Here is a 21,607-nt window from a genome sequence, read left to right on the forward strand (position 1 = left end):
ATGCACGGCGAATCTCCAATCAAACGTCGCGTCTCGCGCAAGATCTGGGTCGGCAACGTACCGGTGGGCGGCGATGCGCCGATCGCGGTGCAGAGCATGACCAACAGCGACACCAATGACGTGGCCGCCACTGTTGCGCAAATCAATCGTCTGGAAGCCGCCGGCGTCGACATCGTCCGCGTCTCGGTGCCGGACATGGACGCCGCCGAGGCGTTCGGCAAGATCAAACAACTGGTCAAGGTGCCGCTGGTTGCCGACATCCACTTCGACTACAAGATCGCCTTGCGCGTCGCCGAACTGGGTGTCGATTGCCTGCGTATCAACCCAGGCAACATCGGTCGTGAAGACCGCGTGCGCGCCGTGGTCGATGCCGCGCGTGATCGCGGGATTCCGATCCGCATCGGCGTTAACGCCGGCTCCCTGGAAAAAGACCTGCAGAAGAAATACGGCGAGCCGACGCCAGCCGCGCTGGTTGAGTCCGCCCTGCGCCACGTTGAACACCTCGAGCGCCTGAATTTTCAGGACTTCAAGGTCAGCGTGAAGGCCTCCGACGTGTTCATGGCCGTCGAAGCCTACCGCTTGCTGGCGAAAGAAATCGTCCAGCCGCTGCACCTGGGCATCACCGAAGCCGGTGGATTACGTTCGGGCACAGTGAAATCCGCCGTGGGCCTAGGTATGCTGCTCGCCGAAGGGATTGGCGATACTATCCGCATCTCGCTGGCGGCCGACCCGGTCGAGGAAGTGAAGGTCGGTTACGACATTCTCAAGTCTTTGCATCTTCGTTCCCGTGGCATCAACTTCATCGCCTGCCCGAGCTGCTCGCGGCAGAACTTCGATGTGGTGAAAACCATGAACGAGCTGGAAGGGCGCCTTGAAGACCTGCTGGTGCCGCTGGATGTCGCGGTGATCGGTTGCGTGGTCAACGGCCCCGGCGAAGCCAAGGAAGCCCATATCGGCTTGACCGGCGGTACGCCAAACCTGATTTACATCGACGGCAAGCCGTCGCAGAAACTGACGAATGACAATCTGGTGGACGAGCTGGAAAAGCTGATCCGCCAGAAAGCGGCCGAAAAGGTCGAAGCTGACGCTGCCGTAATTGCGCGCGGCTGACCCTGACTGAAGAGCCGAACGAATTTAAGGATTTAAAGTGAGCAAGTCATTGCAAGCCATTCGTGGCATGAACGACATCCTGCCCGAACAGACCCCGCTGTGGCGTTATTTCGAGGGCACCGTTGCGCGTCTGCTGGATAACTACGGTTACAAGCAGATTCGCATGCCGATCGTTGAATTCACCGAGCTGTTCAAACGCTCTATCGGTGAAGTGACCGACATCGTCGAAAAAGAGATGTACACCTTCGAAGACCGCAACGGCGACTCCCTGACCCTGCGTCCGGAAGGCACTGCGGCGTGCGTGCGTGCTGTACTCGAACACGGCATCACCGGCGGTGGCCAGGTGCAGAAACTCTGGTACATCGGCCCGATGTTCCGTCACGAGCGTCCGCAAAAGGGCCGTTATCGTCAGTTTCACCAGATCGGTCTGGAGGTGTTCAACCTCGACGGTCCGGACATCGACGCCGAGCTGATTACCATGACCTGGCGCCTGTGGGGCGAGCTGGGCATTCGTGATGCGGTCAAACTCGAACTCAACAGCCTTGGCACCAGCGAGTCCCGTGGTCGCTATCGTGAAGCGCTGGTCGAGTACCTCTCGGCGCACCACGACAAGCTCGACGAAGACAGCCAGCGTCGTCTGAAAACCAACCCGCTGCGCGTGCTCGACACGAAAAATGCCGACACTCAAGCGGTGCTGGTTGATGCGCCGAAGATGGCCGACTACCTCGATGACGAGTCGCGTGCACACTTCGAAGGTTTGAAAGCGCGCCTGGATGCCGTTGGCATTCCGTACGTGCTCAACCCGAAACTGGTACGCGGCCTCGATTACTACAGCAAAACCGTATTCGAATGGGTCACCGACAAGCTCGGCGCCCAGGGCACTGTTTGCGCGGGCGGTCGTTACGACGGTCTGGTCGAGCAGATGGGCGGCAAGCCGACCACTGGCGTTGGTTTCGCCATGGGCATCGAGCGTCTGGTGCTGATGCTCGAAACCCTGGAGCAGATTCCGGAAGAAATCTCCCGTCAGGTCGATGTCTATCTGTGCGCCTTCGGTGAAGAAGCCGAGCTGGCCGGTCTGGCCCTGGCAGAACGTGTTCGTGATCAACTTCCAAACCTGCGCCTGCAAGTCAATGCCGGCGCCGGCAGCTTCAAAAGCCAGTTCAAGAAAGCCGACAAGAGCGGTGCGCTGTACGCACTGATTCTCGGTGACGACGAAATGGCCCAGCAATTGGTAGGTTTCAAACCCCTGCGTGGCCAGGGCGAACAACAAAGCATTGCCTGGGATGCGCTCGCCGCTCACCTGGCCACCTGCGTCGTGCAGGGTTGAAGCTGTCCAAACAGCCGATTTAGCGATTAAGGAGTATTGGGGTGTCGAGTACCGAAGACGAACAGTTGGCGGATTTGAAGGACTGGTGGACACGCAACGGCAAACCTCTGGTCACCGGCGGCCTGTTGGCGCTGGTCATCGTGTTCGGCTGGCAGGCATATCACAAATACCAGAGCAACCAGTCGCAAGGCGCCTCGGTGCTCTATCAGCAATTGCTGGAAACCACGCTGACGCCTGACGGCAAGCCTGATGCGGCCCGCGTCGCGGATCTGGCCGGCAAGCTCAACAGCGAATTCGGCGGTTCTGCTTACGCGCAGTACGGCAGCCTGTTCGTGGCCAAAGTGGCAGTCGACAGCGGCAAGCTGGATGACGCTGCGACCGAGCTCAAAGCCATCGTCGACAAACCGGCCAACCCGGCGCTGGGCGAAATCGCCCGTCAGCGTCTGGCGCAGGTGCTCGGCGCGCAGAACAAGGCCGACGACGCCCTGAAACTGCTCGACGGCGATGCCGACAAAGCGTTCCTGGCCACTCGCGAAGAACTCAAGGGCGACCTGCTGGTACAGCTAGGCCGTACCGATGACGCGAACAAGGCGTATCAAAAAGCCAAGGCGGCACTGTCGGATGAAGCGGCGGTCGGTGGCCTTCAAATCAAGCTCGACGACCTGGCCAAAGGGGATGCGTGACGTGATCCGTTGGAAGCATGCAGCATTGCTGGCTCTGGCCCTTCTGGCCGCGGGTTGCAGCAGCAACAGCAAGAAAGAATTGCCACCGGCCGAACTGACCGACTTCAAAGAAGAAGTGGTTCTGCACAAGCAGTGGAGTCGTTCGATCGGTGACGGTCAGGGCGAAACCTACAACATGCTGGTGCCGGCGATCGACGGTGACACCATCTACGCCGCTGACGTAACCGGTGTGGTGATGGCCATGGATCGCAGCAACGGCGACGTGAAGTGGAAGCAGGATCTTGATCTGCCTGTCTCCGGCGCTGTCGGCGTTGGTTATGGTCTGGTGCTGATTGGTACGTTGCGTGGCGAAGTCGTCGCTCTGGACACCAGCAATGGTGAAGAGAAGTGGCGTGCTCGTGTGACCAGTGAAGTTCTCGCGCCGCCGGCCAACAATGGTGACGTGGTGGTAGTGCAGACTCAGGACGATCGTCTGATCGGTCTGGATGCCTCCACCGGTACTCAGCGCTGGGTGTATGACAGCACTCCGGCCGTACTGACCCTGCGTGGCACCAGTGCTCCGCTGGTGACCAACCGCCTCGCGGTGGCTGGCCTGTCGACCGGTAAAGTGGTCGCTCTGGACATTTCCAACGGCGTGCCGGTGTGGGAACAACGGATCGCGATTCCACAAGGTCGTTCGGAGCTGGAGCGCGTAGTCGACATCGACGGCGGTCTGCTGCTGTCCGGCGGTACGCTGTACGTTGCCAGCTACCAGGGGCGCGTGGCGGCACTGGACCTGGAAAGCGGTCGTCAACTCTGGCAGCGCGATGCGTCGAGCTACGCCGGTATCGCTCAGGGTTTCGGCAGCGTTTACGTGAGCCTGTCCTCGGGCACCGTTGAAGGCGTCGACGAGCGTTCGACCACAGCATTGTGGAGCAACGACTCGCTGGCTCGCCGTCAACTGTCAGCTCCGGAAGTGTTCTCCAGCTATGTTGCAGTGGGTGACCTGGAAGGTTATCTGCACCTGCTGAGTCAGGTTGACGGTCGTTTCGTCGGCCGTGAGCGCATCGACAGCGACGGCCTGCGTGCCCGTCCGCTGGTGGTGGGTGACACGATTTATGTTTATGGCAACAGCGGCAAACTGGAAGCCCTGACCATCAAGTAACAACTATGCTTGGGGTTAAACCCCCAGGCGGTCCCGGATTCATGGGGCTTGCAGCGCTAACAGGCGTTGCCCCGAGCACCAGCCGCTGCCTCGCAGCGGCTTTTGTATTTTCTGAAATAACGAAGTGGAGAGCCGCATGGTTCCCGTAATCGCCCTGGTGGGCCGACCGAACGTCGGCAAGTCCACCTTGTTCAACCGCCTGACCAGGACTCGCGACGCCATCGTCGGCGACTTGTCCGGTCTGACCCGTGATCGCCAGTACGGTGAGGCCAAGTGGCAAGGGCGTTCCTACATTCTGGTCGACACCGGTGGTATCTCCGGTGACGAGCACGGTATGGACGAAAAAATGGCCGAGCAGTCGCTGCTGGCCATTGAAGAAGCGGACGTTGTGCTGTTCCTGGTAGATGCCAAGGCCGGTTTCACCGCCGCCGACCAGATGATCGCCGAACACCTGCGCAAACGTAACAAGCGTTCCTACGTGGTTGCCAACAAGGTCGACAACATCGACCCGGAAATGGCCCGCGCTGAATTCGCACCACTGGGCATGGGCCACGCGATTCCAATCGCTGGTGCTCACGGCCGTGGCATTACGCAGATGCTGGAAATCGCCCTGGGTGATTTCCCGAAAGACGAAGAAGAGCCGGAAGACGGCGAAGAAGAGATCGTTGCCGAAGGTGAGGAAGCCAAGCGCATTCCTGGCCCAAGCGAAAAAGACGGCATCAAGATCGCCATCATCGGTCGTCCGAACGTCGGCAAATCGACTCTGGTCAACCGTATGCTCGGTGAAGACCGGGTTATCGTTTATGACCAGCCCGGCACCACGCGTGACAGTATCTACATTCCGTTCGAGCGTAATGAAGAGAAGTACACGCTGATCGACACCGCCGGTGTGCGCAAGCGCGGCAAGATCCACGAAGAAGTTGAAAAGTTCTCCGTGGTCAAAACCCTGCAAGCGATCAAAGACGCCAACGTGGTGATCTTCGTGATGGATGCCCGCGAAGGCGTGGTCGATCACGACCTCAACCTGCTCGGCTTTGCCATCGAGTCGGGTCGTGCGCTGGTCATCGCGATCAACAAGTGGGACGGCATGACGCCGAGCGAGCGCGACTATGTGAAGGTTGAGCTGCAGCGTCGTCTGTTCTTCGTTGATTACGCCGACATCCACTTCATCTCGGCCCTGCACGGCACTGGCGTGGGTAACCTCTACGCATCCGTACAGAACTCGTTCAAGTCGGCGGTCACCCGCTGGCCGACCAACCGTCTGACCCAGATTCTCGAAGACGCGGTTGGCGAGCACGCGCCACCGATGGTCAACAACCGCCGGATCAAGCTGCGTTACGCTCACTTGGGTGGTGCGAACCCGCCGATCATCGTGATCCACGGTAACCAGATCGAGAAAGTGCCGAAGTCGTACGTGCGCTATCTGGAGAACACTTACCGCCGTGTGCTGAAGCTGGTCGGCACGCCGATCCGCATCGAGTTCAAGGGCGGCGAGAACCCGTACGAAGGCAATAAAACCACGCTGACCGACCGCCAGGTCAACAAGAAGCGTCGTTTGATGTCGCACCACAAGAAAGCTGACAAGAAGCGCCGCGACAAGAAATAAAGAAGCTGCTGCCAGTTTTTAGCTGCGAGCTTCAAGTAAAAGCAAAAAGGGCTCTTTTCAGAGCCCTTTTTTGTGTCCGACAGTTTGATGCTTGAAACTTGCAGCTTACAGCTTGAAACTTGCAGCTCACCTGCAAGGGGCTACCGATGATCACCAGTAAGCTGCCGAATGTCGGCATCACTATTTTCACGCAGATGTCTCAGCTCGCGGCGCAGACCGGCGCGATCAACCTGTCCCAGGGTTTCCCTGATTTCGACGGCCCGCAGTCGTTGCGTGATGCAGTTGGTCGACACATCGCCAGTGGCCATAACCAGTATTCGCCGATGACCGGGCTGCCGGCCCTGCGCGAGCAGATTGCGGCGAAAATTGCTCGCAGCTATGGCGTGCAGGTCAATGCCGACGTCGAAGTGACGGTCACGCCGGGCGCGACCCAGGCAATCTTCTGTGCGATTCAGGCGGTTATCCACAGCGGCGATGAAGTCATCGTGTTCGATCCGTGCTACGACAGCTACGAACCGGCGACTGAGCTGGCAGGCGGTCGTTGCGTGCATGTGCAGTTGAACCCGAACGATTTCTCCATCGATTTCGACCAACTCGCCGCGGCCCTGAGTCCGCGCACGAAAATGATCGTCATCAACACCCCGCACAACCCCAGCGGTGCCCTGATCAGTCGTGCCGAGCTCGATCAACTGGCAGAATTGATCCGTGGTCGCGACATCTACCTGATCAGCGACGAAGTCTATGAACACCTGGTCTTCGATGGCGTGCCGCACGTCAGCGTGCTCGCCCATGAAGAGCTCTATCAGCGCGCCTTCGTGGTCAGCTCGTTCGGCAAGACTTACCACGTTACCGGCTGGAAAACCGGTTACGTCGTTGCACCGCCAGCGCTGACCGCCGAGTTGCGCAAGGTGCATCAGTACGTCAGTTTCTGCGGCGTGACCCCACTGCAATATGCGCTGGCCGATTACATGGCCGAGCACCCGGAGCACGTTGAAGAGCTGCCGGGTTTCTATCAGGCCAAGCGCGATCTGTTCTGTGATCTGCTGGCGCCGTCGCGCTTCACCTTCAAACGTGTCACCGGCACCTATTTCCAACTGGTCGATTACTCACAGATCCGTCCTGACCTGAATGACGTCGAGATGGCCATGTGGATGACCCGCGAACACGGCGTGGCGAGTATCCCGGTATCGGTGTTTTACCAGAATCCACCGCAAGGCCAGCGCCTGGTGCGTCTGTGCTTTGCCAAACGCGAGGAGACGCTGCGTGAAGCGGCGGCGAAACTATGCGTGATCTGAGTGCATTGCCCGATCTCAATCTGGCGCTGGTTCAGACCAGCCTGGCCTGGCATGACCGCCAAGCCAACCTTGAGCATTTCGAGGTGTTGCTGGAGCAGGCGCGGGGGGCGGATCTGATCATCCTGCCGGAAATGTTCACCACCGGATTTTCCATGGAGTCGGAAACCCTTGCCGAAGCCGAGAATGGCCCGACCAGCAAATGGCTGCGGGTTCAGGCGGCGAAGCTCGATGCAGTGATCACCGGCAGTGTGATCATTCAAGCCGCTGACGGCAGCCATCGCAATCGCCTGCTGTGGGCGCGGCCGGATGGCGAAGTGCTGCATTACGACAAGCGTCATCTGTTCCGCATGGCCGGTGAGCACAACCACTACACGCCGGGTGAACGGCAGGTGCAGTTCGAACTCAAGGGCTGGCGGATCCGCCCGCTGATTTGTTACGACCTGCGTTTCCCGGTGTGGAGCCGCGATGCGCAGGACACTGATCTGCTGCTGTACACCGCCAACTGGCCGGGCGCGCGGCGTCTGCACTGGAATCGCCTGTTGCCAGCGCGAGCTATCGAAAACCTTTGTTATGTGGCGGCGGTGAATCGCGTCGGCACCGACGGCAAGGGCTTTGCCTACACCGGCGACAGTCAGGTGCTGGATTTTCAGGGTGAAACCTTGCTGGCGGCGGGGGAGGCCGATGGCGTGTTCAAGGTGGTTTTGGAAGCGGCTTCACTGGCGGCGTATCGCGAACGCTTTCCGGCGAATCTGGATGCCGACACCTTCGAGTTCACCTGAGGCAGCCGATCGTTCCCACGCTCTGCGTGGGAATGCAGCCCGTGACGCTCCGCGTCACTGGACGCGGAGCGTCCCTTGAGGCACTCCCACGCGGAGCATGGGACGAGCGCATCAGGCAAAAAAAGGCCCCGAAGTTTTCACTGCGGGGCCTTTTGCATTTCAGCGGTCGATTACGCCGCTTTCGCCTCAGGCTGGCTCAGCGAGCGGTTCAGCGCGCTGAACAGGGCCTTGAAGCTGGCCGTGGTGATGTTTTCATCGATACCCACGCCGTGCACCGCACGTTCGCCGTTCACCCGCAGCTCGATGTACGCCGCTGCCTTGGCGTTGGTGCCCGCGCCGATCGCGTGTTCGTTGTAGTCCATGATCTCCACCGGAACTGGCAGGCCGGCGACCAGTGCTTCCAGCGCACCGTTGCCCTTGCCGCGCCAGTGCAGGTTGGTTTCGCCCTGACCTTTGCTCGCCACTTCCACTTCAACATTGCTGTTACCGTTTTCTTCCTGCAGACGATGGCTGACCAGCGCGTACGGGGTGTTGGCTTGCAGGTATTCGCTGATCAACAGCGAGTGAATCTGCTTGGCGGTCATCTCCAGACCGAGACGATCGGTTTCACGCTGCACCACCTGGCTGAATTCAATCTGCATGCGACGTGGCAGGCTGATGCCGTATTCCTGCTCCAGCAAGTAAGCGATGCCGCCCTTGCCCGACTGGCTGTTGACGCGGATCACCGCTTCGTAGCTGCGACCGATGTCGGCCGGGTCGATCGGCAAGTACGGCACTTCCCAAAGTGCATCGGGTTTCTGCTGGGAGAAGCCCTTGCGGATTGCATCCTGGTGCGAGCCGGAGAACGCGGTGTGCACCAAGTCGCCAACGTACGGGTGACGTGGGTGAACCTGAATCTGGTTGCACTCTTCGACGACTTTGCGCACGCCGTCGATGTCGGAGAAGTCCAGCTGCGGGTCGAGACCCTGGGTGTACATGTTCAGTGCAACGGTGACGAGGTCGACGTTACCGGTGCGCTCGCCGTTGCCGAACAGGCAGCCTTCGACGCGATCGGCGCCAGCCATCAGGCCCAGCTCGGTGGCCGCGACGCCAGTGCCACGGTCGTTGTGGGTGTGCAGGCTGATGATCACGCTGTCACGACGGTTGATGTTGCGGCCGAACCACTCGATCTGGTCGGCGTAGATGTTCGGGGTCGCGCATTCAACGGTGGCCGGCAGGTTGAGGATCATCTTGTGCTCAGGCGTCGGGTTCCAGACCTCGATCACTGCATCACAGACTTCCTTGGCGAATTCCAGCTCGGTGGCGCTGAAGGTTTCCGGCGAGTATTCGAAGGTCCACTCGGTGTCCGGCTGCATCGCCGCGTATTTGACGAACAGCTTGGCCGCATTGACCGCGATGGCCTTGATGCCGTCCTTGTCCTGGTTGAAGACGATGCGACGGAAGGAAGGCGAAGTAGCGTTGTACAGGTGAACGATGGCTTTCTTCGCCCCACGCAGGGATTCGAAGGTGCGCTCGATCAGGTCTTCACGGCCCTGGGTCAGCACCTGAATGGTGGTGTCGTCCGGTATGTGGCCTTCTTCGATCAGCGTGCGCACGAAGTCAAAGTCGGTTTGCGAAGCGGCCGGAAACGACGCTTCGATTTCCTTCACACCGACCTGAACAAGGGTTTTCCAGAAGCGCAGCTTCTTTACCGCGTCCATCGGCTCGATCAGCGACTGGTTGCCGTCACGCAGGTCGGAGCTGCACCAGATCGGCGCGGTGTCGATGGTTTTCGACGGCCAGGTGCGATCCGGCAGGTTGATGACGGGAAACGCGCGGTATTTCGAAGACGGATCTTTGAGCATGCTCATCGGGAAATTCCTTATTGTCTGGGCCGAAAAGAGGCGGCCTGCCGGTGGAACGAATGTTCTTGGAAAAGCGTGGGACGAGGTGCCGCGATTCAGCCTGGCAGTCGTGCGCTGACAAGGCACAGGCTGCGGTGCTGGCGAAGCTGAATGAGGGTGTGAGAGGTTTTCATGCCTTCAACCCTAACCGCGAGGGGAGAGGATGGCAAGCAGTCGGAAAAAATTGAGAGGAATACTCGGAAAGCGTGGTTTTGCGCGATTTAATTGTGCTGGGTATCGCTGATCGTTGTGATATTTGCGCGAGGTTTGATTGGGGCGCAATTGAGGTTTATAGCAATTCAGTAAGTGTTGATGTGCTTTATAGGCCGCCTTCGCGAGCAAGCTCGCTCCCACAGGGATTTGTGTTTTTGAACGCAATCTAATGTGGGAGCGAGCTTGCTCGCGAAGGGGCCATCAGCCCATCGACTGTCTTAAGGTTGGAACGCACCAATAAAAATCGCCGGATCCACCCGCGCATCATTCAGGCTGACATTCCAGTGCATGTGCGGCCCGGTCGCCCGCCCCGTCGCGCCTACCTTGCCGACCACTGCGCCACGCGCCAGTTGATCGCCAACCTTCACATCAATCTTCGACATATGGCAGAACATGCTGATAAAGCCCTGGCCATGGTCGACAAACACCGTGTTGCCATTGAAAAAGTAGTTGCCGGTAAGGATCACCTTGCCCGCCGCCGGGGTCTTGATCGGCGTGCCCGCCGGCACCGCGAAGTCGAGGCCTGCGTGGGGATTGCGCTCTTCACCATTAAAGAAGCGGCGCACGCCAAACTTGCTCGACAACGGCCCGTTCACCGGTTTGTCCAACAGCAGATTGCTTGGCGTGTTCGGGCTGAAGCTGCGGTAAGCCTTGATCTGCTCGGCCAGTTCGCCCTGGATGCGCTTGAGGTTCGACTGGTCCGGGTTTACTTGCTGTTTGTTCTTCAGAGTGATGCGCTGTTCCGGGTACTTCTTGCTGCCCACGGTAAACGGCAGATTGCGTCCGCCACTGCTGATCTGCTCCGCACCCGGCTTTACGGTCAACGGCACGCCGACAATCGCCAGCCAGTTGTTCTGCTCTTTCACCACCAGCACCGGTTTGCCTTGATAGGTGGCTTTCGGTGCCTGCGCGGCTGAGCCGAGATCAACCACTGCCACGCCTCCCGGCACCGGTTTGTTCAGCAGCCGGGTGATGTAACTGTCGGCGTGGGCATTGAAGGTCAGGCACAGCAGAAACAGTGGAGCCAGAAAACGCGGCATGGATCAGTCCAGTAAAGAAAGGGTGACAGGCGTCAGGTGATTGTCTTCGACGCGCACTTGCAGTTCGCCTTCGCCGAGTTTGGCTTTCAGGCGCTGGCCGGTGTGGGTCTGCGCTGCGTTGCGGATTGCGTGGCCACGCTCATCGAGCAGAATGCTGTAGCCACGACCGAGCGTTGCCAACGGGCTGACCACGTGCAGCGTCTGCATCTGGCTGTGCAATTGCAGACGACGGTTCTTCAGGCCTTCGCGCATGGCCCGGGGCAAGCGTTCGGCGAGGCTGTCGAGACGCTGACGCAACATCGCCAGTTGCCGTCCCGGATGTTGCCCGGCGAGGCGGGTTTCCAGGCGGATCAGGCGTTCGCGGCGGGTATTGAGATGGCGCTCGAAAGCCCGGCGCATGCGCATGTCCAGATCATCCAGACGCTGCGCCTGCTGGCGCAGACGTTCGCCGGGATGGCGCAAGCGACGGGCCATGCCTTCCAGACGCAGGCGATCACGCATCAGGCGGTCGCGTATGCGCATTACCAATCGGCGATGCAGGCTTTCGACCTGACGGATCAAATGGCTGGAATCCGGAGCGAGTAATTCAGCGGCAGCGGACGGCGTTGGCGCGCGAACGTCAGCGACAAAGTCACTGATCGACACATCGGTTTCATGGCCGACGGCGCTGACAATCGGCGTCACGCAGGCATCGACGGCGCGGGCCACGGCTTCTTCGTTGAAGCACCAGAGGTCTTCCAGCGAGCCGCCGCCACGGGCGAGGATCAGTGCGTCGAAACCACGGGCATCGGCCATTTTCAGCGCGCGGACGATTTGCGCGGTGGCTTCGCGGCCCTGCACGGCTGTCGGAATCAACGTCAGTTGCACTTGCGGCGCACGGCGGCGGAACACGCTGATGATGTCGCGAATCACCGCGCCGGTTGGCGAGCTGATGATGCCGATGCGCTGCGGATGCGCCGGCAGCGGCACTTTGCGTTCGGCACTGAAGAGGCCTTCAGCGCTGAGCTTTTCTTTCAGCGCATCGAAAGCCAGGCGCAGCGCGCCGTCACCGGCAGGCTCCACGGTGTCGAGGATCAACTGATAGTCGCCGCGCCCCTCGAACAACGAGACCTTGCCGCGCACCTTCACCGCCAGACCGTCCTTCAGCGCCTGACGCACGCGCGCCGCGTTCTGCCGGAACAACGCGCAACGCACCTGTGCGCCGCTGTCCTTGAGGGTGAAATAGATGTGGCCGGACGCCGGGCGGGCGAGGTTGGAGATTTCGCCTTCGACCCAGATGTTGCTGAACACGTCTTCGAGCAACACCCGCGCGCGGCCGTTGAGCTGGCTGACGGTCAGGACTTCACGGTCCAGGCCAAGTCTTGCAAAGGGATCTTTAATCATGGGGCGCAGTTTAAAGCTAATTTCCAATGCAATACACGCTCCCCTGTAGGAGCTGCCGAAGGCTGCGATCTTTTGATCTTTCTTTTGGCGGTCAGGATCAAAAGATCGCAGCCTCGTTTCACTCGTCAGCTCCTACAGGGGATTGGTGAAGGTCTGGAGGAAGTGTTGGATCAACGGTGTTGGATTCTGACGATAGGCGAGGGCGACGGTGCTTTGGCAGTCGGCATCGGCCAGCGGCAGAAAGCGTACGCCGCTCGGGGCGATGTCCTGCATCGATTCTGGCAGCAGAGCAATGCCGAACCCGGCCTGAATCAGCTGTAACTGTGTGGTCTTGCGCGACATCACCCGCGCGGCTTTCGGGAAGAAACCCTGACGCATGCACAGGTCAGCACACAAATAGCTCAGGCCACCGCGCTGTGGATGCGGAATCGAGATGAACGCTTCGTCCTTCAGTTGGGCCAGGTCGATACGCTCAGCTGCGGCCAACCGATGATCCATGGGAACTGTCAGCAGCAATTGCTCAGTGAACAGCGGCACAATCCGAATCCCTTCGCGCTGGCGCAACACGGGCAAGCGCAGCAAGCCAATATCGAGTCGACCCTCGGCCAACTCTTCAAGTTGCGCTTCCGAAGACAGTTTGCCGATATCCAGCGATACGCCGGGGTGTTGCCGCAGATAGGCGCCGATATCAGCGAGCAAGCGCCCGCTGATCGACACGGTGCTGGAATGGCTGAGGCGCAAGGTGCCGAGCTGACCATTGCCGACTTCAGTGGCCATCGCGCTGGCCTTGCTCAACTCATTGAGCAGATTTCTTGCCCGCGGCAGAAACGCTTCGCCCGCCGCTGTCAGTCGGGGCTGGCGCGCCGTGCGTTCGAACAAAGGTGTTTGCAGGCGCGTCTCCATGTCCTTGATCTGCCGGCTCAGCGCCGATTGCGCAATAAACAGCCGTTCAGCCGCCGCACTGAAGCTGCCGCAGTCGGCGATTTCGACGAAGTAACGCAATTGACGGGTGGAGAGCACAAGCCATGCCTTTTCGAGATGAGTGATCGACTTCGAAGATATTAGTCGCAACCCTCGACGCTGGCTAAAGTCATCTCAGACTTATTAAGGAAGTAGATCCATGAGTGTGGCGGGGCTGTTGAGTGAGTGGTCGTGGGGCGCCGAAGGCTGGGTGGTCATTGGGTTGGGCATCGTGCTGGCGTATATCGTCTTCGGTATCGCCGGGTTTGGCACGGCGTTGGTGGCGGGGCCGATTCTGATTCTGTTCATGCCGTTGTCGAAGATTGTGCCGCTGCTGGTGCTGCTGGATTTCGTCGCTGCGTTTGGCAATCTGCTGCCGTCGCGGCGGGATGTGGCGAAGCCCGAGTTGTTGCGGTTGCTGCCGTGCATGGCGATCGGTTGTACGCTGGGGGTGATTTTTCTGCTCAACCTTAAATCGGACGTGTTGCTGTTGTTGATGGGGCTGTTTATCAGCGCTTACGCGATTTACAGCCTGTGGGTGAAAGCGCGGCCGACGCAATTGTCTGCAGCGTGGGCGCTGCCGATGGGCACGGTCGGCGGTTTGTTTGGGGCTTTGTTTGGCAGTGGTGGCTTTCTCTATGCGATCTATCTCAACAGCCGCTTGCCCAAAGACGCGGCCCGGGCCACGCAAAGTGCACTGATCAGTTGCAGCACGGTGGTGCGTTTGAGTCTGTTTGCCATCGCCGGTGTGTATGCCGAGCTACCCTTATTGATGTTGGCGCTGTGTCTGTTGCCGGCCATGGCGTTGGGGTTGTGGATCGGGCGGCGGTTGACCATGCGGCTGTCACGCGAGGCGTTTGTGCGTTTGGTGACATGGTTGGTGCTGGCGAGCGGGCTTGCGTTGATCGGGCGCTACCTCAGCACTTGACCGGATTTCGTCAGGGATTAAGCTGCCGGCCGCAATTCCTTTGTAGGAGTGAGCCTGCTCGCGATAGCGGTGTATCAGTTGATCTTGATGTGTCTGACCCACCGCTATCGCGAGCAGGCTCACTCCTACAGGGGTAAACCTCGGTATCTGCAGCAGGCTGCACCATGAATTCGCAAAGCATCATCGTCCCGAAAATCTCCACCCTGCCGGTCCACGAACCCCGGGCCCGGGCGATCGTGCGCTGGCTGGTGCGCAAGAATATCGTCAAGGAAGAGCTGACCACCTGTGGCCGCACCGGTAACCGCATGGCTTACGCCATCGCCGATGGCGCCCGTGCCGTGGTGCTGCACCCGCAAGCGTTGCCGTTTGGTGAGCCGATCAACGGCTTGGAAATCGTCACCAAACGCTGCATTTACACCCCGGCCAAAGGCTTTCTCGAAGAAGCCGGTTGCGCCGAGTGCCGTCGTGAAGTCGGCGAAGCACTGTTCGAAAGCCTTGAAGACTGGTTTCCTGGCCGCACCGACAACTTCACCTGCCCCGAATGCGGGCATGAAGACGACATCAACGGTTTTCTGTTTTTGCAGGAATGCGCGTTTTCCAACCTCGGTTTCATCTTCAATAACTGGCTGGAGGCGGGCTTCAAGCAAAGCTTTATCGATGAGTTTGCCGATTGGCTCGATCAACCTGTCTCTTGGGTCAAGGTGGAGCTGTAGGGCCGGGGATCTCCGTATATCAGCAACATTGATATTAAGCTGAGTTTTACATTGAACAGCAGGGGGTGTCTGACTATAATGGCGCGCTTCCATTTTCCCGCTCGGGAGCCCCCGCGATGCTGCGTATCAGCCAAGAAGCTCTGACATTCGACGACATTCTCTTAGTGCCTGGTTATTCCGAGGTACTTCCTAACGAAGTCAGTCTCAAGACCCGCCTAACCCGTGGCATCGAGCTGAATATTCCTCTGGTTTCTGCCGCAATGGACACCGTCACTGAAGCCCGTCTGGCAATCGCCATGGCTCAGGAAGGTGGCATCGGCATTATCCACAAGAACATGACCATCGAGCAGCAAGCTGCCGAAGTGCGTAAGGTCAAGAAGTTCGAAGCCGGCGTCGTCAAGGATCCGATCACCATCGAGGCAGATGCCACGGTGCGTGATCTGTTCGAATTGACCCGCATGCACAACATTTCCGGCGTTCCGGTTCTGCACGATGGCGACCTGGTCGGCATCGTCACTTCCCGTGACGTGCGTTTCGAAACCCGTCTGGAAGCCACCGTACGTGAAGTGATGACGCCTAAAGAGCGTCTGGTCACCGTGCGTGAAGGCGCCGACAAGAACGAAGTCCGCGAGCTGCTGCACAAGCACCGTCTGGAAAAAGTTCTGATCGTCGATGACAAATTTGCCCTCAAAGGCATGATGACCGTCAAAGACATCGAAAAAGCCAAAGCCTACCCGCTGGCCAGCAAGGACGATCAAGGTCGTCTGCGCGTGGGCGCTGCTGTCGGTACCGGTAAAGACACCGGTGATCGCGTAGCTGCTCTGGTCAACGCTGGTGTGGACGTGGTGGTGGTCGACACCGCTCACGGTCACTCCAAAGGCGTGATCGACCGCGTTCGCTGGGTCAAAGAGAATTTCCCTGAAGTGCAGGTGATCGGCGGCAACATCGCCACCGGCGCCGCTGCCAAGGCGCTGGCCGAAGCAGGCGCTGACGCAGTCAAGGTCGGTATCGGCCCTGGCTCGATCTGCACCACCCGTATCGTCGCCGGTGTCGGCGTCCCGCAAATCAGTGCTATCGCCAACGTTGCCGCTGCCCTTGAAGGCACTGGTGTTCCGTTGATCGCCGACGGCGGCATCCGTTTCTCCGGTGACCTGTCCAAGGCCATCGTAGCCGGTGCTTCCTGCGTGATGATGGGCTCGATGTTCGCCGGTACTGAAGAAGCGCCGGGCGAAATCGAACTGTTCCAGGGCCGTTCGTACAAGGCGTATCGCGGTATGGGTTCGCTGGGCGCCATGTCCCAGGCTCAAGGTTCTTCCGACCGTTACTTCCAGGACTCCTCGGCAGGCGCCGAGAAACTCGTTCCGGAAGGCATCGAAGGCCGTGTGCCTTACAAAGGCACCCTGAGCGCGATCATTCACCAGTTGATGGGCGGTCTGCGTTCCTCGATGGGTTACACCGGCAGCGCCAACATCGAAGAAATGCGCACCAAGCCTGAATTTGTGCGGATCACCGGCGCTGGTATGGCCGAATCCCACGTTCACGACGTGCAGATCACCAAAGAAGCGCCAAACTACCGGGTCGGCTAACGCCGACAGCTATAAGCCACAAGCTATAAGCTGCAAGCGGTACTGCATTCATGCAGCTACCGCACAGCTTCCGATAACTTGCAGCTTGCAGCTTGAAGCTTGCAACTGCTTTTCAGAGCTCTACCATGGCCCTCGATATTCACGCTCACCGCATCCTGATCCTCGACTTCGGTTCGCAATACACCCAACTGATCGCCCGCCGCGTGCGCGAAATCGGTGTGTACTGCGAACTGCACCCGTTCGACATGGACGAAGATGCGATCCGCGAATTCGCTCCTAAAGGCGTCATCCTCGCCGGCGGCCCCGAGTCCGTGCACGTCGCCGACAGCCCGCGCTGCCCACAGGCAGTGTTCGATCTGGGCGTACCGGTTTTCGGTATCTGCTACGGCATGCAGACCATGGCCGAGCAACTGGGCGGCAAGGTTGAAGGTTCCGAACTGCGTGAGTTCGGTTACGCCCGCGTTGACGTGGTCGGCAAGAGCCGTCTGCTCGACGGCATCGAAGACCACATCGACGCTGACGGCCTGTTCGGCCTCGACGTGTGGATGAGCCACGGTGACAAAGTCACCAAGATGCCGGAAGACTTCCACATCCTGGCCAGCACCCCAAGCTGCCCGATCGCCGGTATGTTCAACGACGACCGTGGCTACTACGGCGTGCAGTTCCACCCGGAAGTGACCCACACCAAACAGGGCGGTCGCATCCTGTCGCGCTTCGTTCTCGACATCTGCGGCTGTGAAGCCCTGTGGACGCCGTCGAAGATCGCTGAAGACGCCATCGCCAACATCCGCGCTCAGGTCGGCACCGACAACGTGCTGCTGGGTCTGTCCGGCGGCGTTGACTCCTCGGTCGTTGCCGCGCTGCTGCACAAAGCCATTGGCGACCAACTGACCTGCGTCTTCGTCGACAACGGTCTGTTGCGTCTGCACGAAGGCGAGCAAGTGATGGCCATGTTCGCCGAGAACATGGGCGTCAAAGTGATCCGCGCCAACGCTGAAGAGCAGTTCCTGAACAACCTGGCCGGCGAAGCCGACCCGGAGAAGAAGCGCAAAATCATCGGTCGCACCTTCATCGACGTATTCGATGCCCAGTCGAACAAACTGGAAAACATCAAGTACCTCGCTCAGGGCACCATTTACCCGGACGTGATCGAGTCGGCTGGCGCGAAAAGCGGCAAGGCCCACGTGATCAAGTCGCACCACAACGTGGGCGGCCTGCCGGAAGAGATGAACCTGAAACTGGTCGAGCCACTGCGCGAACTGTTCAAGGACGAAGTCCGTCGTCTGGGCCTGGAACTGGGTCTGCCGTACGACATGGTCTACCGTCACCCGTTCCCGGGCCCGGGTCTGGGCGTGCGCATCCTCGGTGAAGTGAAGAAGGAATACGCCGACCTGCTGCGTCGCGCTGACCACATCTTCATCGAAGAACTGCGCAAAGCCGATTGGTACCACAAAGTCAGCCAGGCTTTCGTGGTGTTCCAGCCAGTGAAATCGGTTGGCGTGGTCGGCGATGGCCGTCGTTACGCTTGGGTGGTTGCCCTGCGTGCCGTAGAAACCATCGACTTCATGACCGCGCGTTGGGCTCACCTGCCTTACGAACTGCTGGAAACCGTCTCCGGCCGCATCATCAATGAAATCGAAGGCATTTCTCGCGTCACTTACGACGTATCGAGCAAGCCGCCAGCGACCATTGAGTGGGAGTGATCCCGCTGCAAGTTGATTAACGAAAAACCCTTGGCCTGAAGCCAAGGGTTTTTTCGTTTCATGCCCTGAAAACAGTTAGCTTGGCAGGCGACTTTGCAGGGTCAAGCCGATCTCTATCAGGCGCTGGGATAACGCGCCGATGTCACGGAACATGATGCCGCTGATCCGCGGCATCGACTGTGCCCAGATGTAAACCTGACCATCCCCTCGGCGATTCACCATTGTTCGAACAATATTGCCGTCGCTGTTGCGACGCACAAGCGTGTATGCATTCTGCGTTTTTTCGAGCATGAACATGCCGTTGCGATTCAGCAGGGTATTCACTGTTGCCTCAGTCCAACGCGGTACAGGTGTTTCGATCTGCAAGCGCAAATCAGCGAATAGAAAGTCGGATGAGTTGCGCGTCGATGCCCCGTTATCAAACGGGCCCCGAGCGACTTCCAGTCCCGGGTCGATTCTGATGCCGGGCACTTCGGTGGACGCCGCTTCTTCAATGCGTAAACCGATGCCGCCTCTGAGTTCGCTGATGCCTGGCAGATTTCTGAAAATATTGGTGTTCGTTGCCTCGACCAGGGCAACCCACTTGCCTGGCCTGTTGAGGAGTTCGTCACCCCACATGATTTGCGAGGCGAGTCGGGCATGGATCATCTGCTCTTCGATCGAAGTAAGCGGTACCTTCAACTTGTAACTGTGAGCAACTTCAAGACCTTGAGTCCGGATGCCATTGGCCTGGGCTGCCTTGATCAGTTCGAGGATGTTGTATCGGTCATCAGGGTCGGTGCCCAGGCTGGACAAGTAGCCTCGAAGATCCTCTGACATCTCTCCCGACAGGTAAAAGTCGTTGAGATCTGCCTGGGCAAAATCACTCAGCAAACCCCGTACGTACAGTGTGTTGATATGCCGTGCGAACGTCGGCATGTTTTCGATCATGAAACGCGTACTGGCGATGCGATCAAGGGTTTCGCCGACGACCAGTCCGTCGGTATTGGCAAAGATGCGATCAATCATCTCAGCCGTCTGCATCTCGGCATCGATTTGCGGGATGACCGGCCGTGGGGGCAGGTTGGTCCAGTTCAGCTCTGAGTAATACTCTTTGGCCTCGTTTAGCAGGGACGTGCGTCTGTCGCGGAAATAGGTTGCATAGGTATCGGCAGTTGATGGATTACCGCGGTTAGCACTGGAGAGTTCGGCGAAAGTCTCGGGCAAGTTCATTGCCCATCTTTTCATTTTCGCCATGTCCATTCCCACGATGTCGTTGAGGGGGTTCACCAGACGCAGCGGCCGCGCAACCGGTGACACCGGTTCGACGAGGGGAAGCTCCGCTGATGGGGTTGATGACGCCGGGTCCGAGGACGAGGAAAGGTCACTGAGCAGTAAACAGGCCTTGCCCACGCATTGGCCACCTCCCCTGAGACGCAATGCGGGTATGCGTTCCCACTTGCCGCTGCTGGCGAAGCGTACCGGCAACGAGTAAGCGAACTGATTGGGTCGCTCGGGATTGACGATGGCCCAGTCGCCAGCGCCCTCGGAGTCGGCAAAGTAGCGCACGTAGTACGCGGTGCCATCCATTTCGATGGCATAGCCCGGCTCGTTGTCCAAGCGGTAAATGCCCTCATATTTGCCTGGCGCTGCCTCTACAGAACGGTTTGCAAGTAACTCGTTGCATCGATACTTGCCAGGAATCTTTGGAAAAGACGAACCTTGGCGCGCAGCAGCCGGGGCCAACTGCCGGGTGGATGCGATGGTAGTCTCGGTGCGGATTTCGTTTGTCATCTCAACGGTCGCCTGTGGACTAACCGCTGTGACTGGCGGTTGGTCCAGAGGCGGCAAGAAGGGGGCGTCAGGCGATGTGAACTCGATCAAACCGCGCATTTCTTCAGCTTCGGCAAACTCCACCTGGGGGCCCACTTCAAGATGTGCGCCAGTGCTGATCAGAAACGGAATATTGAACACTATGTCGATCGCATTGAGCACTGCGCCGGTAACACCGGTCTTGCGTTCGGTTGGTGTGATACCGTTGATGGCCTGATCGATGTTCAATCCCATGTTCGCGATGCTGGCGCCAATCAAAGGCAACGCCACAGGCCAGCCCACCGCTGCCATCGGACCGAATACTTTCAGACCGGCACTCAGATAACCGATCCAGAGTTTTTTGCGCAGGTCGCTGTTGGACGTGAGCGCAAGGTGCGCCTCGGCAACCATGGCCGTGCGTGTCGACTCGCTCAACCAAGTGAATGCGTCACCGCTGATCGCGACGTTGCTGCGATTGATCATGCGGTGATCGCTGTGACCCCAGCTGTTCACCAGACGGTTCATCAGATCGGTGAGGTTTTCGCTCATGTGATTGCGGTCAGCCAGGGGGAAATGCTGGAGAAACGCCGTGCGCTTATCCTCTGAGTTCATCTGCTCAAGCATCCACCAATGCAGATCCGCCTCATTGTCCATCAAGAGAAATGCGCGGGCTTCGCCTGGCAAGTAAAGGGTCTGGCGGCCACTGTCTTGCACCAGACGCAGCACATTGGAGGCTACGTGGCCATCGAGGTCCAGTGTCTGCACTTGTGCACCGACCGGGTGTAACGCTTGCAGCATTGGCAAGGTAACGGGCCAGGTGACGGGCCCGATGACCGAGCCGACGATGCGCTGAAAATCGGTGCCATCAAGGTCACCCTGTTGCAGCGCCTGCACAGCCAGACTGAGAAAATTGCACTTTGCCAGGGCGCGGAAGTTATCCGACGAGGTTTGCCAGAATGCTGTCAGCTGACCTGTGTAGCGCGCGCTGAAGTCGACGTCCCAGAACGCGTTCAGCACCTCGCTGCCCAGCAACCGCACTTCATTGCTCTGATTGAAGTTTTCCGCCTCCGGGCCATCCGAGTAGAAACCGCAGTAGAGGCCAAGCAGATCTGCGTTGTCTTGATCGGTCGCACGAAAGCGATGGATCACCAACTGCGTGAGGGTGAGGGTTTCGTAAGGCTTTTCCAGCACATGTTCCCAACCCGTGAAGGTCAATGCGCTGCTTTGCGCCGTTTTGAAACGGTGAAAGTAAATCCGGTCGGAGTCGAGGCCGGACAGTCCTTTGTCCGCGAGGATTTCGTTGGCAACTTGACGGGCTGCGTCGTGCAGACTCGGGCAGGTCCGCACGATAGTCGCGGCAATGGCTTTGAGGGCAGTTTTGTCCGTAGCGTTTGGCAGGAGACGTCGTTCGGGAGAGGTCATGCGTTCTTCATCCTTGAGAAACAAAGATTGAGCATGACCGA

General features: G+C 59.0%; 16 protein-coding genes. 11 read left to right on the plus strand and 5 right to left on the minus strand.

Annotated elements, in window-relative coordinates:
• The 7 genes from ispG (at window position 1) to FGA82_RS19770 (ending at window position 7,944) form a co-directional block, all read left to right on the plus strand.
• Window positions 1-1,110, plus strand: a complete 1,110-nt coding sequence (gene ispG, locus FGA82_RS19740) for a flavodoxin-dependent (E)-4-hydroxy-3-methylbut-2-enyl-diphosphate synthase (RefSeq protein WP_003227888.1) — start codon at window positions 1-3, stop codon at window positions 1,108-1,110.
• 37 nt (window positions 1,111-1,147) lie between these two features.
• The gene (gene hisS / locus FGA82_RS19745; protein WP_141128385.1) at window positions 1,148-2,437 is read left to right on the plus strand and encodes a histidine--tRNA ligase; all 1,290 of its coding nucleotides are present in this window, start codon (window positions 1,148-1,150) and stop codon (window positions 2,435-2,437) included.
• Window positions 2,438-2,478: 41 nt separating this feature from the next.
• Window positions 2,479-3,120, plus strand: a complete 642-nt coding sequence (locus tag FGA82_RS19750; protein WP_122599078.1) for a YfgM family protein — start codon at window positions 2,479-2,481, stop codon at window positions 3,118-3,120.
• Window positions 3,113-4,264, plus strand: coding sequence for an outer membrane protein assembly factor BamB (gene bamB / locus FGA82_RS19755; protein WP_141128386.1), 1,152 nt, complete (start codon window positions 3,113-3,115; stop codon window positions 4,262-4,264). The genes FGA82_RS19750 and bamB overlap by 8 nt, the downstream gene beginning before the upstream one ends.
• Before the next feature lie 136 nt (window positions 4,265-4,400).
• Entirely contained in the window at window positions 4,401-5,870 is a 1,470-nt protein-coding gene (gene der / locus FGA82_RS19760) for a ribosome biogenesis GTPase Der (RefSeq protein ID WP_064118932.1), read from the plus strand.
• A gap of 146 nt (window positions 5,871-6,016) precedes the next feature.
• Window positions 6,017-7,165 (plus strand): pyridoxal phosphate-dependent aminotransferase, encoded by a 1,149-nt coding sequence (locus FGA82_RS19765; RefSeq protein ID WP_141128387.1) that lies wholly within the window; start codon window positions 6,017-6,019, stop codon window positions 7,163-7,165.
• On the plus strand, window positions 7,153-7,944 hold the full coding sequence (locus tag FGA82_RS19770; protein ID WP_141128388.1) for an amidohydrolase: 792 nt from the start codon (window positions 7,153-7,155) through the stop codon (window positions 7,942-7,944). The genes FGA82_RS19765 and FGA82_RS19770 overlap by 13 nt, the downstream gene beginning before the upstream one ends.
• A gap of 170 nt (window positions 7,945-8,114) precedes the next feature.
• Here FGA82_RS19770 and leuA read toward each other — a convergent pair whose 3' ends face one another.
• From leuA to FGA82_RS19795, 4 genes are all read right to left on the minus strand, one after another.
• A complete protein-coding gene (leuA, locus tag FGA82_RS19775; RefSeq protein ID WP_008082522.1) occupies window positions 8,115-9,794 on the minus strand; it encodes a 2-isopropylmalate synthase in 1,680 nt (559 codons plus the stop codon).
• A 464-nt stretch (window positions 9,795-10,258) separates the two neighbouring features.
• Complete coding sequence (locus FGA82_RS19785) at window positions 10,259-11,080, minus strand: peptidoglycan DD-metalloendopeptidase family protein (RefSeq protein ID WP_141128389.1); 822 nt, start codon at window positions 11,078-11,080, stop codon at window positions 10,259-10,261.
• A gap of 3 nt (window positions 11,081-11,083) precedes the next feature.
• Window positions 11,084-12,463: an exodeoxyribonuclease VII large subunit gene (xseA, locus tag FGA82_RS19790; protein ID WP_141128390.1), complete on the minus strand. Its 1,380-nt coding sequence runs from the start codon at window positions 12,461-12,463 to the stop codon at window positions 11,084-11,086.
• A 132-nt stretch (window positions 12,464-12,595) separates the two neighbouring features.
• On the minus strand, window positions 12,596-13,483 hold the full coding sequence (locus FGA82_RS19795; protein ID WP_141128391.1) for a LysR family transcriptional regulator: 888 nt from the start codon (window positions 13,481-13,483) through the stop codon (window positions 12,596-12,598).
• Window positions 13,484-13,583: 100 nt separating this feature from the next.
• Between FGA82_RS19795 and FGA82_RS19800 the strand changes: the two genes are divergently transcribed.
• The 4 genes from FGA82_RS19800 (at window position 13,584) to guaA (ending at window position 18,353) form a co-directional block, all read left to right on the plus strand.
• The gene (locus FGA82_RS19800; protein ID WP_141128392.1) at window positions 13,584-14,351 is read left to right on the plus strand and encodes a sulfite exporter TauE/SafE family protein; all 768 of its coding nucleotides are present in this window, start codon (window positions 13,584-13,586) and stop codon (window positions 14,349-14,351) included.
• Window positions 14,352-14,515: 164 nt separating this feature from the next.
• Window positions 14,516-15,064 carry a sugar ABC transporter ATPase gene (locus FGA82_RS19805; protein WP_141128393.1) on the plus strand — a complete coding sequence of 183 codons (549 nt, stop codon included), beginning with the start codon at window positions 14,516-14,518 and terminating at the stop codon, window positions 15,062-15,064.
• 116 nt (window positions 15,065-15,180) lie between these two features.
• On the plus strand, window positions 15,181-16,650 hold the full coding sequence (gene guaB, locus FGA82_RS19810) for an IMP dehydrogenase (protein ID WP_034156270.1): 1,470 nt from the start codon (window positions 15,181-15,183) through the stop codon (window positions 16,648-16,650).
• A 125-nt stretch (window positions 16,651-16,775) separates the two neighbouring features.
• Window positions 16,776-18,353, plus strand: a complete 1,578-nt coding sequence (guaA, locus tag FGA82_RS19815) for a glutamine-hydrolyzing GMP synthase (RefSeq protein WP_093430638.1) — start codon at window positions 16,776-16,778, stop codon at window positions 18,351-18,353.
• A 75-nt stretch (window positions 18,354-18,428) separates the two neighbouring features.
• Here the strand turns inward: guaA and FGA82_RS19820 are convergent, their stop codons facing one another.
• A complete protein-coding gene (locus FGA82_RS19820) occupies window positions 18,429-21,566 on the minus strand; it encodes a membrane-targeted effector domain-containing toxin (protein WP_141128394.1) in 3,138 nt (1,045 codons plus the stop codon).
• Window positions 21,567-21,607: the final 41 nt, after the last annotated feature.

Origin of the sequence: Pseudomonas fluorescens (genome assembly GCF_005938625.1) — a bacterium.
In the GTDB taxonomy this organism is placed as follows: Bacteria; Pseudomonadota; Gammaproteobacteria; order Pseudomonadales; family Pseudomonadaceae; genus Aquipseudomonas; species Aquipseudomonas fluorescens_BD.

Bases quoted from the DNA above. Each gene is read 5' to 3' on its own strand.
- FGA82_RS19820 (WP_141128394.1), bottom strand. From the start codon at position 21,566: ATGACCTCTCCCGAACGACGTCTCCTGCCAAACGCTACGGACAAAACT.
- bamB (WP_141128386.1), top strand. From the start codon at position 3,113: ATGCGTGACGTGATCCGTTGGAAGCATGCAGCATTGCTGGCTCTGGCC.
- leuA (WP_008082522.1), bottom strand. From the start codon at position 9,794: ATGAGCATGCTCAAAGATCCGTCTTCGAAATACCGCGCGTTTCCCGTC.
- xseA (WP_141128390.1), bottom strand. From the start codon at position 12,463: ATGATTAAAGATCCCTTTGCAAGACTTGGCCTGGACCGTGAAGTCCTG.
- FGA82_RS19770 (WP_141128388.1), top strand. From the start codon at position 7,153: ATGCGTGATCTGAGTGCATTGCCCGATCTCAATCTGGCGCTGGTTCAG.
- guaA (WP_093430638.1), top strand. From the start codon at position 16,776: ATGGCCCTCGATATTCACGCTCACCGCATCCTGATCCTCGACTTCGGT.
- FGA82_RS19805 (WP_141128393.1), top strand. From the start codon at position 14,516: ATGAATTCGCAAAGCATCATCGTCCCGAAAATCTCCACCCTGCCGGTC.
- guaB (WP_034156270.1), top strand. From the start codon at position 15,181: ATGCTGCGTATCAGCCAAGAAGCTCTGACATTCGACGACATTCTCTTA.
- FGA82_RS19785 (WP_141128389.1), bottom strand. From the start codon at position 11,080: ATGCCGCGTTTTCTGGCTCCACTGTTTCTGCTGTGCCTGACCTTCAAT.
- FGA82_RS19800 (WP_141128392.1), top strand. From the start codon at position 13,584: ATGAGTGTGGCGGGGCTGTTGAGTGAGTGGTCGTGGGGCGCCGAAGGC.
- FGA82_RS19765 (WP_141128387.1), top strand. From the start codon at position 6,017: ATGATCACCAGTAAGCTGCCGAATGTCGGCATCACTATTTTCACGCAG.
- ispG (WP_003227888.1), top strand. From the start codon at position 1: ATGCACGGCGAATCTCCAATCAAACGTCGCGTCTCGCGCAAGATCTGG.
- der (WP_064118932.1), top strand. From the start codon at position 4,401: ATGGTTCCCGTAATCGCCCTGGTGGGCCGACCGAACGTCGGCAAGTCC.